Genomic DNA, 13718 nt, shown 5'->3' with positions numbered 1-13718 from the left:
AGTCCTACCTTTCGGAGCATCTTCAAAGCAAAGTTGCCTCGAAAGGTATGACAATGACGTCTCGCCCCCTCCGCGCGGCCACCCCGACTGCCGATGACTCGATACTCAGATCGAAGATCTCGCGTCGCCGGGTGCTCCAGGGCTTTGTCGCCGCCGGCGCACTAGTGGCTTTCGCCGGACACGACGTGTTCCTCACGGGACCTGCGGCGCACGCGGCGGATCCGGCTCTCCCCCTTGTGCCCCCACTTCCCGCCTCAGTCACCGGAGTGTCGAATGCTCGAATCCGGATAGCGTCAGGGTGGCGTCATACCACCGCTCCACCAGCGTCGTTCTGGAACGTCGGTACGGACACCAGCTCTTGGACCCCGATCACGGTCCCCGGAGAACCTGCGATGCAGGGTATCTCCGTGGCCAAGGACGTGGAGACGGCCTATGCGGTCGACCTGCCCATCCCCGCCGACTTCGCGGGCAAGAAGGTGTTCCTTCGTTTCGACGGCGTCTACAGCTACAGCCGCCTTTGGGTGAACGGCGTGCTCATCCGCGACCATCAGGGTGGATTCACCACCTGGTACGCCGACATCACCGCTCACGTGACCCCCGGGACCACGGCCCGCGTCGCTCTGGGCGTCACCGATCGGGGCGCCGACCTCTCCTGGGGATCCAACTACGCTCATCACCCGATCGGCGGAGTGCTCCGAGACATCACTCTGGTTGCGCTCCCGACGACCTTCCTGTCACGCGTGCACACGGATACGGTCTTCGATGCGAATTTCGTGAATGCGACTCTATCGGTGACCCTTGCCGCGTCGGTCGCGGCCGGCCAGAGCGCCACAGTCACTCTCGCATTGAAGGATCCGAGCGGGTCTTCCCTCGCGCTCTCACCGGCCACGGCGACGCTGAACGCGGCGAATACGCAAGTGACCCTCTCGATTCCGATCTCGGCTCCGCTCAAGTGGGAGGCCGAGCACCCGCATCTGTACACGCTCACGACGACGATGACAGTCGGGTCCGTGGTGGAGACCGTGACCCAGAAGGTCGGCTTCCGGCAGGTCGGCGTGACCGGCAATCAGCTGTTCGTGAACGGGAAACCCGTGCACCTGCTGGGCGTGTGCCACCACAGCGTCTCGGCCGAGATGGGACGGTCTGCCACCGATTCGCTCGAAGAGCAGACAGTGAGGCTCTACAAAGAAGCGAACTGCAACCTCATTCACACGTCGCACTATCCACCCACGCCCGCCCTGCTGGACTGGGCCGATGAGCTGGGCCTCTTCGTCGAGGTCGAGGCTCCCGTCTGCTTCCAAAATCCCACGGTGCAGAACTCCGCCTATGCCGAGGAATACATCACGCAATACGCCGAGATGCTCGAACGCGACCGGAGCCATGCCAGCGTCATCGAGTGGTCGGTGGGCAATGAAAGCATCTCGGCCGGCGTGTTCGGGCAGAATCTCTACAACTCGCACGAGTACTCCAAACGCATAGATCCTTCTCGACCGACGGTTTACGAGGACGCCTACCAGAACAACGGCGGGCGTTTCACGGACATCTATGCCGGCCACTACCCCACGATCGCCAACGCGTCTGGCAACGCCACCCAACCGATCCAGTACGGCGAGTTCGCCCATGTCGCGTGCTACAACACTTCGACGCTCGCCCTCGACCCGGGGGTCCGTGAGGGGTGGGCGCGCAGCATCTCGGCTTTCGCGCAGAAGTTCCGCACCACAGCGGGAGTCGTCGGAGGGGCGATCTGGGCGGCGATAGACGACGTCTTCCTCCTCCCGAGCGGTCCTGTCGGATTCGGCGAGTGGGGGATCATCGATCTCTACCGCCGACGGAAGCCGGAGTTCTGGCACACGCAGAAGGCGTTCTCGCCCGTGCAGATCGCCGACGGCGTGCTCACCGGGCAGACTCCTGGTGGTGCGATCTCGATCCCGGTCAAGAACTGGTACGACTTCACGGATCTGTCGGAGCTCACTTTCACGTGGGCCGTCGGAGCGCGTTCGGGTACGCTCGCGGGCGTCTCTCTCGCACCACGGCAGAGCGGCACGCTCACCATCCCAGCGGGAGCATGGTCGAACGGGGATCAGCTGCATCTGATCGTCAAGCGAGGCGCTCGCCTCGTGGACGAGTACCGGATCTGGTTGGGCAGCCGGGTCGCGCCCACCGTTCCGTCAGCGGGTGGGACGGCTCCGACCGTTCAGACGAGCGGCGGACGCATCACGATAACGGGGGTCGACGAACCCTTCACCGTCGTCTTCGACGTGGCCTCGGCTCGGCTCGTGGAAGCGACCGCCGGTGGCAAGCAGGTGCTGCAGGGCGGACCCGACATCTTCGTCGGCCGGTCGCTGGCCGGACCATGGACAGGGACGTCCGCTTCCGTCTCTTCCTCCGGAGGGAAGGCCATCGTGTCGCTCGCGGGGACATTCGGACCTCTCGGTGTCTCGTTCCAGATCGTTGTCGACGGCCGCGGTCTGCTCACCACGACCTATACGCTGTCCAATCCGCACAGCACCGCGACGACCGATGTCGGCGTCGGTTACACGGCCGTCAGCACGTCTGACACGCTCAGCTGGGTTCGAGACGCCCATTGGACCGCCTATCCGGAAGGTCATCTCGGCAGACCGGTCGGCACCGCCGTCAAGCGTCGCGCGTCCGGCGCGGACGGGTATCGCAGCGCACCGTCCTGGTCATGGGAGCAGGACACGCACAGTTACTACCTCTTCGGTAAGAACGGCGCCGGGCACTGGACGAACGACTTCCGGGCCGCTCGCACCAAGGTGCGCACGGCCACCCTTCGATCAGGCGAGTCCGGGCCCGGCGTGCGCGTCGAATCCGCCGCCGTCGATTCGGTCCGCCTGGGCCTCGCACCCGTCCGAGTCATCGACGATGCATCCTCGCGGATCACGTACACCGGGGCGTGGACACGTGCGAACTTCGCCCAGGGATACACCGGTCCGGATCTTTACAGCACGGAATCGTTCTCGAACACCACGGGAAATGCGGCCCAACTCACCTTCACCGGTACGCAGGTCGGGCTCTACGCCGTGCGCGCCATGAACTCAGGCATCATCCGCGTGATCCTCGACGGCGGCACGCCGACGCTCATCGACACCTTCCTCCGCGGCAAGGCAGGCGGCGCGCTCGTCTACACCAGCCCGGTCCTCACGTACGGACAGCACACGCTCCGTGTCGAAGTGACGGGTCAGAAGAACCAGCTCGCGGAAGGGACGTGGGCGATCATCGATGCATTCAGAGTCGTCAGCTCCATCATCGACGACGCCTCCGACCAGATCACCTACACCGGCACGTGGGGCCGCGGCACCGCTGCGGATCCCTGGACGGTCGGAGAGATCGACCGCACCGAGTCGTTCAGCAACCAGACGGGAGCGATCGCCGAGCACGTGTTCATCGGAACCGGGGTACGCGTACTCTCACCCAAGGGCCCCAACTGCGGATATGCTCGCGTGTCCGTGGACGGAGCACCGGAGGTACAGGTCGACCTGTACTCGCCGACGAAGATCGCCGGACAGAACATCTTCGAGTCGTTGGGCCTGTCGGATGCGCAGCACAAGATCACAGTCAAAGTCGCGGGCGACAAGCGCTCCGCATCCACGGGCACGTTCGTGACCCTCGACGCCTTCGAGATCGTGAGTCCCGATCCTATGGACGCGCTCGCCGGCCCGGTGGACATCATCACGAGTGCCCAGACGTCGTACCACGACCTCGTGTGGGGCAATGACGCAGGGGCACCGATCATTCTGCCGGCGAACTACACGGCCACGGCCGCCCTTCGACTGCTACCTGCAACGTGACTCGACTCGACCGCCTGACGGCGCGCGACCTGCTCAGCGCGCCGTCGCGGAGGGCGCGTTCCAGGTGCGCACCGGGCGCGCGATCTCGCCGGCAACGTCTCCAAGACGGGGACGGTCGACGCCACGGCGCCCAGCGTGACTGTGAAGCAGGGCGCGTCCTTCACGTGCCGGTTCCCTGACGACCGCCCGGCACGACATCGCCGCGGTCGGGGGCGCGGCGATGTCGTGCGCGCGGCGCAGCCGGGTCACTCCCCCCGCAGCCAGCCCAGGATGCCGCGGCGCGGCGACTCGTCGGCATCCTGCGCCCTGCGGCGGCCGAGGCCGTAGAACTCCTCGGCGTTCCGCCAGAACAGGGCGTCGAGGTCGTGACCGCGCGCCTGCGCCCAGTCGATCACCGTCTCCGCCCAGCGGTCGCGCGCGTGGGGCTGGTAGGTCGCGGACCCATCCGCCGGGGCATGCGGGTCGCCGTCCTCCGCCGGTCCGATGACCGAGACCGGCCAGTCGCTCCCCCACATCAGGCGGTCCCCGCCGAAGGCGTCGGCCGCGGCGTCGAGGAAGGGGACGAACTGCTCCGGCGTCCAGTCGCCGCCGGCTTCGGCCGGCAGCCCGGAAAGCTTGCAGGAGACCTGCGGATGCCGCGCGAGGTCGTCGAGGTCCCGCGCCCACTCCGGGCTCGGCGCGACGGGGCGCTCCCCGGTGCCGACGGCCGGCTTGCCCAGGTGGTCGAGCACGATGCGCAGCTCGGGCACGGCCGCGGCGAGGCGCGAGACCTCCGGCAGCTGCGCCTCGCGGATGCAGGCGTCGAAGGTCCAGCCGCGCGCGGCGACCTCGCGGGCGCCCGTGATGAATCCCGCGGAGACGGCGAGCCCGTCGGCTTCGTCCTGCAGGATGTGCCGCACGCCGACGACGAGCGGCTCGGTCTCGAGTCCCTCGAGGTGCGCGGTCGTGTCGGTGCCCCGATCGAGGCGGGCACCGGCGACGATGCCGGTCACGCCGATGGCCGGCGCGAGGCTCGCGACCCACTGCACCTCGGCGAGGAAGTCCTCGTCGTCGGTGGCCGCCTGCACGAACACGGCGTTCTCGGTGGTCGCGCGGGCGATCCGCGCATGGTCGATCTCGGTGTCGGCGAATCGCCATGCGAGAGGTCCTTCGAGCCAGGAGTAGTGCAGGATCTCGGGATCCCACAGGTGCAGGTGCGAATCGAGTACGCGCATGCGACCATCCTGCCTGAGACATCGGATCAATCGCTAGGATGACGCCATGGCCGTGACGGACGAGGCGATCGAGAAGATCAAGGCGATGATCGTGTCCGGTGAGCTCGCTCCGGGCGATCGCTTGCCGCCCGAGAAGGAGCTGTCGGAGCGCCTCGGGCTGTCGCGCAATTCGATGCGCGAGGCCGTGAAAGCGCTCGAGGTGATCCGCGTGCTCGACGTCCGCCGCGGCGACGGCACCTACGTCACGAGCCTCGAGCCGCACCTGCTGCTGGAGGCCATCTCGTTCGTCGTCGACATGCACGACGACGACTCGATGCTCGAGATCTTCGCGGTGAGACGGATGCTGGAGTCGCAGGCCACCGGTCTCGCCGCATCCCTCGCCACCGACGATGCGATCGCCCGGATCGAGGCGGAGGTCGACTCGATCGACGCGAACGTGAGCATCGAGGAGCTGGTCGAGCACGACATCCGCTTCCATCGTGAGATCGTGGCCATGTCGGGCAACGCTTACCTCGCGAGCCTCATCGAGCACCTCAGCAGTCAGACGGTGCGCGCACGTATCTGGCGCGGTCTCACCGAGGGCGGCGCGGCCGAGCGCACCCTGTCGGAGCACCGGGCCATCGCCGACGCGATCGCGCAGCACGACCCCGCTCTGGCGACGTCACTCGCGACGGCGCACATCGCGGGCGTCGAGCGGTGGCTGCGCCAAGCGGCGACGGCCTGATCGGCACGGCCGCGTCGCGCACCCGGACCCCGAGTTCGGGCCCCGAATTCAGGCCCCGAGGCGCAGCATGGCGGCGTCGAACTCGGCCGCCGAGCTGTCGCTCACCTCGTGGAACAGCACGGCGTCGAGAACGTCGGGCGCCGCGGTGAAGTACGGCACACCGGCGAGCCGCAGGCCGGTGATGTCGTCGGGTGACCGCAGGCTCGCGGCGAGCACGTTCGATCCGCTGCCTGCGCACATCTGCTGCATCTCGGCGATCACGGTGTCGCCGTCGATCCCGGCATCCCGCATCCGCCCCAGGTAGGGGGCGATGTACTGAGCGCCGATGCTCGCGCAGGCCAGCGCCTGCGCGACGGAGTAGACGGCGGTGACGAGCACGGTCGCACCGTCGCGGACGAGGGCGGATGCCGCGGCGACGCCGTCGCGCGTCGCGGGGACCTTCACGGCCACTCGGTCGCCGAGCGCGCGGATGCCGTCGGCGTTGCGCAGGAACGACGCGGTGTCGCCACCCCAGGTCTGGAAGAACACCTCGCGGGCGCCCTCATCGGTCCAGCGCGCGTAGAGATCGGGGATCTCCGCAGCGGTGCGCCCCCCGCGTTCGAGGATCGTCGGATTCGTGGTGACGCCGTGCACGACACCGGTGGCGAGAAGGGAGGAGACCCGATCGAGATCGGCGCTGTCGACGTAGAGGCGGGGGGACGACACGGTCATGGATCTCCTTGCGCACAACCTGTCGTTACAGGTTCGGATTCGGCTAATGTAATGACAGCCGCGGGGGATGTCAAAGCACCGCGGATCGACGACGATCAGGAGCCACATGACACCCGCCACCTCGGCTGATCGTTCGGGCGTCGTCATCGTCGGCAGCGTCACCGCCGATGTCACGACCTTCTCCACTCGACTGCCCGCGCGGGGCGAGACGATACTCGGCGACGAGTTCACGCTCATGCTCGGCGGCAAGGGCGCCAACCAGGCGGTGGCCGCCGGTCGATCGGGCGCCCGGACGAGCTTCGTCGGATGCGTCGGCGACGACCTCTTCCACGACCTCGTCGTGAACGGCCTGAGCGATGCCGGCGTCGACCTGGCGCATCTCCGCACGGTCCCCGGGCCCACCGGTATCGCCCACATCCGCGTCGACGCCTCCGCGCAGAACGACATCGTCATGGTGCCCCTCGCCAATGCCGCGCTCAGCGCCGCCCAGATCGACGAAGCGCTGACCGCCCTCGCCCCCACCACGTCGGTGCTGCTCACGCAGCTCGAGACCCCGTCTGCCCTCACCGCCCACATCACGGCGCGAGGCCGCGAGCACGGCATGACCGTCATCCTCGATCCGGCTCCCGCCGCCCCGCTGCCCGACGACGTATGGCGCAACATCGACATCGTCACCCCGAACGAGACGGAGGCGTCGCTGCTGAGCGGCGTCGAGGTCGTCGACGCAGCCACGGCCGAGCAGGCGGGCCGATGGTTCCTCGACCGGGGCGTCGGCGCCGCCGTCATCACGCTCGCGGGTCAGGGATCGTGCGTCGTCACGGCCGAGAGCGCGACCGTCATCCCGCCGTTCCCCGTCGAGGCCGTCGACACCACCGCCGCGGGCGACGCGTATGCGGGCTATCTCGGCGCCGCGCTCGCGAACGGCAGCACGCTGTCGGATGCCGTGCGGTTGGCCACCGCCGCCGGTGCCCTCGCCGTCACGAAGCAGGGCGCCTCGCCGAGCCTGCCGCTGCGCGCCGAGGTCGACGCGTTCCTTTCCACCCGCGAGGCCGCCTGACGCGGCATCCGGTCCGTCATCCAGAGTCGAACACCGAGTCGAGGAGCACCGTGCGCAAGACCCCCACGACCATCAACCCCGCCCTCTCCCGCGTCATCAGCGAGACCGGGCACACCGACCTGATCGTCGTGACCGACGCCGGGCTGCCGATCCCGACGGGGTCGGAGCGCATCGATCTGGCCTACCGTCCCGGCGCTCCGGCGTTCTTCGACGTGCTCGACACCGTGCTCGCCGAGCTGGTGGTCGAGGGCGCGACGGTGTCGGCCGAGGTCGCCGAGAAGAGCCCCGAGGTGCTCGCGGCTCTGCGCGAGCGGTTCGCCGATCAGGACTTCGAGATCGAGCTCATCCCGCACGTCGAGTTCAAGGCCCTGTCGCAGAGCGCGCGTGCCTTCGTGCGCTCCGGCGAGTTCACGCCCTACGCCAACGTGATCCTGCACGCGGGGGTGGCGTACTGACATGGAGGACTCGATCGACCGGCACTCCGCGGCGCCGATGTACGACCAGCTGCGGCAGCTGATCATCGAGGGCATTGAACGCGACGGTCTGCAGCCGGGCGACCCGCTCCCCGGCGAGCACCGACTGTGCGAGCGGTACGGCATCTCGCGCACCGTCGTGCGCCAGGCGCTCGCCCAGCTCGAGCACGAGGGACTCGTCGAACGCGTCAAGGGCAAGGGCACCTTCGTATCGCGCCCACGAACGAGCGAGAGCCTCGTGCACACGCTGGTCGGTCTCTACGACGACGTGGAGCGCCGCGGCGGACACGTGCACAGCGACGTCCTCCGGCACGAGCAGGCGCTGGCCGACGACGAGATCGCGACCGCGCTCGAGGTCGCTCCCGGCACGCCCGTCGTGGTGCTCGAGCGTCTGCGCCACGTCGACGGCGAGCCGTGGTCGCTCTCCACGACCTGGATGCCGGAGGCCGTCGGCGCGGTGACGCTCGGCGTGGATCTGTCGGAGGCATCGCTCTACCGCGTGCTCGCTGCGAGCGGCATCGTGGCGACGAGCGGCGTCCGCTCCGCCGAGGCGACCGTGGCGACGCACGAGCAGGCGCAGCATCTCGGCGTGAGCGCGGGTTCGGCCCTGCTGCGGCTGCGCAGCGTGAGTCGGGGCGCCGACGGCATCCCGATGGAGTACTTCGTCGCGCACCACCGCGGCGACCGATCGCGGTTCGAGTTCCAGCTGCAGCAGGAGCAGTCGCAGGCTTCTCTTCTGCACATCGACGACGACGGCGCGGCGTCTCGCGCAGGCACGGTCAGCTGACCCGTCTGCGCGGCGCCGGATCGGCGCACGCGGCTAGCCTGGTCAAGACCGGCACGGCAGATCAGGGGGCACGATGGCGCAGGATGAGAAGGATGCCGGAGCGCGGCACGAGCAGGTCGTTCCGCCGCCTCCGCCCGCCCCGGGAAGGCAGGACGGGAACACCTCGCCCACGATTCCCCTCGCACCGTCGCTGAACGGCGCGCCGCCGCCGACCCACCCGTACGGGATGCCGCCGCAGCCGCCGCTCGGTCAGCCACCGCAGTACGGCGCCCCGCAGCAGCCCCCGTACGCGACCCCGCAGCAGCCGCCGTACGCGTACCCGCAGCCGAACGGCGGGTACCCGATAGCGTCCGTGGCACCGCCGGTCGCGCCGTCGAGTGCGCGAGCGAACGGTCTGGTGCTCGCCCTCGTCGGCGGTCTGCTCGCGGTGATCATCGTGGGCGTGGCCGTCATCATCGGCGTGCTGGCCAACGGGGCCCAGACTCCCGTCGCCGAGCCGACCGAGATCGCGGCACCCACGCCGCTCCCGTCGTCCGGCCCGTCAGATCCGTCCGACGGCCCGGAATCCGACCCCGACGCCGAGGCGGGCGCCGAGATCGCCGACCTCCTGGAGGCGAAGGCCGACGAGTACAAGCGTCTCCGCGACTCGGGCGCGCTGTGGCAGAGCATCCCCGACACCGAGTTCAACCGCACGGCGGTGTCGGCCTTCCTCTACTTCCTCACCGACATGAAGGTCGCGACGATCTGGGGCGTCGATGCGCAGACGGCCGCCGAGTACGAACAGCGGATGACGATGCTCGAAGAGAAGCTGCTCGCCCAGCAGCCGCTCGGCGATGACATCCAGATCACTCTCGAAGAGGGCCGGGTGTTCCGGTACGACGGCGAGACGGGCGAGGGCGGCTATTTCGAGGAGTAGACCGCGCGTTACGCTCGAAGCATGAGCGACTGGACCAGCACCGCGATCGCCCTGCTGGAAGCCGACGCGAACCGCAGCGCCGACACGCACCTGCACCTGTTCCCGCTGCCGGCCGAGTGGGGCATCGACCTCTATCTCAAGGACGAGTCGGTGCATCCGACCGGGTCGCTCAAGCACCGCCTCGCGCGCTCGCTGCTGCTCTACGGCCTCGTGAACGGACGCATCACGCAGGACACGACCCTCGTCGAGTCCTCGAGCGGATCGACCGCGGTGTCCGAGGCGTACTTCGCACGGATGCTGGGGCTGCCGTTCATCACGGTCGTGCCGCGCTCGACAAGCCAGGAAAAGATCGACCTCATCGAGTTCTACGGCGGCACCTGCCACTTCGTGGATCGCGCGGAGGACATGTCGCCCGAGGCCCGGCGCCTGGCGAGCGACTGCCACGGCCACTACCTCGACCAGTTCACGTTCGCGGAGCGGGCGACCGACTGGCGGGGCAACAACAACATCGCCGAGAGCGTGTTCAGCCAGCTCTCGCAGGAGCGGCATCCGATCCCCCGCTGGATCGTGGTGGGCGCGGGAACCGGAGGCACGAGCGCGACGTTCGGCCGCTACGTCAGGTACCGCCGCCACGACACGCAGATCGCGGTCGTCGACCCTGAGGGCTCGGCCTTCTACGACGGCTGGGCGGGGACCGTCGATCCGCCGGCCGGCCGCCCGAGCCGCATCGAGGGCATCGGCCGCCCGCGCGTCGAGCCGTCGTTCGTGCCGACCGTGATCGACGAGATGATCCAGGTCCCCGACGCGGGGTCCATCGCCGCCATCCGGATGCTGCGCGAGCGCACCCTCCATCTCGCCGGCGGCTCGACGGGCACGAATCTCTACGGCGCCTTCCAGCTGATCGCCCGTATGCGTGCGGCAGGCGAGACGGGCAGCGTCGTCACGCTCATCTGCGACAGCGGCATCCGCTACGCGGGCACCTACTACTCCGACGAGTGGGTCGCCGCGCAGGGCTGGGATCTCGCCCCGCACCGCGCCCGCCTCGACCGCTTCCTCGACACCGGCGAGTGGGACCCGCTCCCTTCCTAGCTCCGCAGCCTGAAGGGGTCGCGGCTCTCCGCGGTCCACTGCGACGCCGACGCGTCGAGGTGCCCTCATCCCCGTCAGCCGAGCTCCCCCGACCCGTACGGGCGCACCGGCTGCTGCTTCTGCCACTCGTACTCCCCTCCCTGTCGGCCGCCGAAGGGACGGCCGTGGTCGGCGAACTCCTCGCGGTAGTACGCGAACCTCCACGGACCGATCTCGATCCGGGAGCCGGTGCGGAGGATCCGAGCGTCGTCGCTGCTGTGCGGCAGATTCGGCCGCCCGCCACCGGTGGGTGCGAAGGAGTAGAGCACGTACTCGTCGTCCTCGTTGTGGCGGATCTCGGCGTGATGCGTCTCGACCCCCTCGAGGCGCAGATCGGCATCCGGTGCCGAACCGATCACCGTGCGATCGGGGAGCAGGTCGAACTCGCGCGGCCTGCTGCGGTCCCAGTCGCCGGAGCCGACGGAGAAGAGCAGCCGCGGTCGGCCCGAGCCCGGGAGGTAGTGGGTCGTGGTCACCCGCCGCCTGGCTCCGCGAGCCAGGGTCGGCGCCACGGGGAACAGCGTCGGTGGGGGCACATCGAACAAACCGCCGCTCCTCCGACCCGGGCGCCGCACCTCCGCGAGCAGCGCGGCCAGACTGCCGAGCCTGATGTTCGGGGCCCCCGAGACGATACGTCCGACGGTTCCTGCCTTGACGTCGCCGAACTGCACGAGCGTCCCCTTCGGACCGTCCACACGCACCCGGATGCCGCGGCGCGCGAGTCCGTCGGCGAGGGGCTTGAGCTGCGCGAGATCGTGTCGACCCGTTCCAGCGAGCGCGGCGGTGTCGTCGACCGTGATGACGACCTCGGTGCCGGCGGCGCGAACGGCGAGGTGCACGGGAGCCTCGTCCTCCGACCCGATCTGCTCGATGTCCAGGTCGATGTCCAGGCGGAGCATGGCGGTGCCCGCTCAGTCCGGCCGGCGCTCGCCGGACGCGCTGTCGCTGGTGGTGACGCGCAGAGTTCCGTTGAACTTCCACGTCGCGCGCGGTGCGTCGGGACCGATGTCGCGCGGAACCTCGACCGTCATGTCCTCGAAGGTGTAGTTCACGGCCGCTCCTCGGCCCGTGAGATAGGCCCACATCTCGCGTCCGAGGTCCGTCCAGTCGGTGATCGACGCGCCGGTCGGTCCCGAGGAGGACGAGAACAGTTCCGTGGGTGCGTTCGTCTCGCTCATGGCGTTCTCCTTTGCTGGGTCCATGCCTGTGAATGAGAGTATGCGCGCCGTGTTCCCCGACGTCCAGGGGTTGATGAGCGGAGTTCAGAAAGGCGATCGGGTCGACGCAAGGAATTCCGCATAGGTGCATCCAAGAGCCGCCTCCACGGCGAATAACCCTGCATCGGGCAGCATCCGCAGCCCCGCTCAAGGAGGAGTATCGTGCGAAGGACAACCGCAGCCGGCCTCGTCGTCGGAGCACTCATCGCGCTGGGTTCGGCACTGCCGGCGAGCGCAGCCACACAGAGCACCGCACAGCTGTCCGTGCTCCACGCGATCCCCGACACTCCGGTCGATGTCTACGTGAACGGCGAGCGGACGCTGGACGACTTCCAGCCCGGAACGCTCGCCGGACCGCTGTCGCTTCCTGCCGGGAACTACGAGGTCGCCCTCACCGCCCCCGACGCCGCGGACGCCAGCGCCCCGATCCTCGGGCCCGCCACGGTCTCCCTCGCCGCCGGCGGAGACTACACCGCCGTGGCGCACCTCACCGAGGCCGGGGAGCCCGGTCTGAACGTCTTCACGAACGACATCTCGACGACCGCCCCCGGGCAGGGGCGACTCACGGTGCGGCACGTGGCCGCTGCTCCTGCAGTGGACGTCCTCGCGAGCGGCTCCCCGGTCATCTCGGGGCTGACCAACCCGAACGAGCAGACCCTCGACCTCCCCGCCGGCACCGTGTCGGCCGCAGTCGCCCTCGCCGGCACGACCGACCCGGTCCTCGGGCCGCAGGACGTAGCCGTGCAGGACGGTGCGCTGACGGTCCTGTATGCCTGGGGCAGCGCGGAGGAGGGCAACCTCGCGATCGCCGCGCAGACCATCACCGGTCTGCACTCGAACCCGGACGGCGTCCCCTCGGGTACGGCGGGCTACGCGGCGGTGCAGCGCGATAGCGAGATCCTTCTGGCAGGCGCCGCTCTCATCGGCGTCGCTCTGATCATCGGTGCGGTGAGCGCGACCGTCGCGATCCGTCGACAGAAGATCAGGCGTTGAGAACATCAGGGGCGTCGCGCACCCGCAAGCGGGTTCTCTTGACCGCCTGCGGCGCCGTCTGCGCAGCGCTCCTGATCGCCTGCACCCCCGTGGGGGTGGGCGAGGTGGCGACGTCGACTCCCCCCGACGATTCCCTCATCGCACCGTCACCCGCCCCCACCTCGACGCTTCGTCCCGCCACGAAGCCGGCCGAGCTTCCGCCCGTCTCGTCGTCCGTCCCTCCGGTCCGGCTGCGGATCCTCGATCTCGGGATCGATATGCCCGTGGTCGGCGTCGGCGTCGAGTCCACGGGTCAGATGCAGCTCCCCGAGGATCCGTCGGTCGCGGGGTGGTATCGGTACGGACCGGATGCTGCGAGCACTGCCGGAATGACCATGCTCGCCGCCCATGTGGACGCCGTCGGCTATCCGATCGGCCCGCTGTCCCGACTGCGAGAGCTCAGAGCCGGCGCGGTGATCGAGACCACAGCATCCGACGGACACGTGCGATCCTGGACCCTGGAATCGCTCACCCTCTATGAGAAATCGGCGCTGCCGATCGGCGAGCTCTTCGCTCGGGACGGGGCACCGGCGCTCGTGATCATCACCTGCGGGGGTCCGTTCGACAGCACGACCGGGCACTACCGCGATAACGTCGTCGCAATCGCGCGCCCCTGATGTCCGTGAACCGAGTGCGGGAAGGAGGTTCCG

13 protein-coding genes are annotated in these 13718 nt (G+C 69.0%); 9 read left to right on the top strand and 4 right to left on the bottom strand.

Annotation, left to right across the window (positions count from 1 at the left end; translation table 11 throughout):
* Positions 1–407: 407 nt before the first annotated feature.
* Positions 408–3809: a glycoside hydrolase family 2 TIM barrel-domain containing protein gene (locus RAC81_RS12430; protein WP_375082640.1), complete on the top strand. Its 3402-nt coding sequence runs from the start codon at positions 408–410 to the stop codon at positions 3807–3809.
* Positions 3810–4054: 245 nt separating this feature from the next.
* Here RAC81_RS12430 and RAC81_RS12425 read toward each other — a convergent pair whose 3' ends face one another.
* A complete protein-coding gene (locus RAC81_RS12425) occupies positions 4055–5023 on the bottom strand; it encodes an amidohydrolase family protein (protein WP_375082639.1) in 969 nt (322 codons plus the stop codon).
* Positions 5024–5069: 46 nt separating this feature from the next.
* Here RAC81_RS12425 and RAC81_RS12420 point away from each other — a divergent pair, with 46 nt between their 5' ends.
* Positions 5070–5747 carry a FadR/GntR family transcriptional regulator gene (locus RAC81_RS12420; protein WP_375082638.1) on the top strand — a complete coding sequence of 226 codons (678 nt, stop codon included), beginning with the start codon at positions 5070–5072 and terminating at the stop codon, positions 5745–5747.
* A 48-nt stretch (positions 5748–5795) separates the two neighbouring features.
* Here RAC81_RS12420 and RAC81_RS12415 read toward each other — a convergent pair whose 3' ends face one another.
* Complete coding sequence (locus RAC81_RS12415; protein ID WP_375082637.1) at positions 5796–6458, bottom strand: transaldolase family protein; 663 nt, start codon at positions 6456–6458, stop codon at positions 5796–5798.
* A 106-nt stretch (positions 6459–6564) separates the two neighbouring features.
* On the opposite strand from RAC81_RS12415, the gene RAC81_RS12410 reads away from it, so the two are divergent.
* From RAC81_RS12410 to RAC81_RS12390, 5 genes are all read left to right on the top strand, one after another.
* Positions 6565–7515: a ribokinase gene (locus RAC81_RS12410; RefSeq protein ID WP_375082636.1), complete on the top strand. Its 951-nt coding sequence runs from the start codon at positions 6565–6567 to the stop codon at positions 7513–7515.
* A 50-nt stretch (positions 7516–7565) separates the two neighbouring features.
* A complete protein-coding gene (gene rbsD / locus RAC81_RS12405; RefSeq protein ID WP_375082635.1) occupies positions 7566–7970 on the top strand; it encodes a D-ribose pyranase in 405 nt (134 codons plus the stop codon).
* A gap of 1 nt (position 7971) precedes the next feature.
* A complete protein-coding gene (locus RAC81_RS12400; protein ID WP_096714580.1) occupies positions 7972–8775 on the top strand; it encodes a GntR family transcriptional regulator in 804 nt (267 codons plus the stop codon).
* Positions 8776–8848: 73 nt separating this feature from the next.
* Entirely contained in the window at positions 8849–9691 is an 843-nt protein-coding gene (locus tag RAC81_RS12395; RefSeq protein ID WP_375082634.1) for a hypothetical protein, read from the top strand.
* A 21-nt stretch (positions 9692–9712) separates the two neighbouring features.
* Positions 9713–10780 (top strand): PLP-dependent cysteine synthase family protein, encoded by a 1068-nt coding sequence (locus RAC81_RS12390; RefSeq protein ID WP_375082633.1) that lies wholly within the window; start codon positions 9713–9715, stop codon positions 10778–10780.
* A 74-nt stretch (positions 10781–10854) separates the two neighbouring features.
* Here the strand turns inward: RAC81_RS12390 and RAC81_RS12385 are convergent, their stop codons facing one another.
* Both RAC81_RS12385 and RAC81_RS12380 read right to left on the bottom strand, forming a co-directional pair.
* Positions 10855–11718, bottom strand: coding sequence for a hypothetical protein (locus RAC81_RS12385; protein ID WP_375082632.1), 864 nt, complete (start codon positions 11716–11718; stop codon positions 10855–10857).
* Between the two features lie 12 nt (positions 11719–11730).
* Positions 11731–11997 carry a hypothetical protein gene (locus tag RAC81_RS12380; protein WP_375082631.1) on the bottom strand — a complete coding sequence of 89 codons (267 nt, stop codon included), beginning with the start codon at positions 11995–11997 and terminating at the stop codon, positions 11731–11733.
* A 201-nt stretch (positions 11998–12198) separates the two neighbouring features.
* On the opposite strand from RAC81_RS12380, the gene RAC81_RS12375 reads away from it, so the two are divergent.
* Together RAC81_RS12375 and RAC81_RS12370 are read left to right on the top strand one after the other, a co-directional pair.
* Complete coding sequence (locus RAC81_RS12375) at positions 12199–13029, top strand: DUF4397 domain-containing protein (protein ID WP_375082630.1); 831 nt, start codon at positions 12199–12201, stop codon at positions 13027–13029.
* Positions 13030–13067: 38 nt separating this feature from the next.
* On the top strand, positions 13068–13685 hold the full coding sequence (locus RAC81_RS12370) for a class F sortase (RefSeq protein ID WP_375082629.1): 618 nt from the start codon (positions 13068–13070) through the stop codon (positions 13683–13685).
* The last annotated feature ends 33 nt before the right edge of the window (positions 13686–13718 follow it).

Origin of the sequence: Microbacterium sp. CR_7 (assembly GCF_041954755.1) — a bacterium.
Taxonomy (GTDB): Bacteria; Actinomycetota; Actinomycetes; order Actinomycetales; family Microbacteriaceae; genus Microbacterium.
The sequence above is the reverse complement of the archived record's forward strand: the minus strand, read 5'-3'. Positions and strand labels throughout refer to the sequence as shown.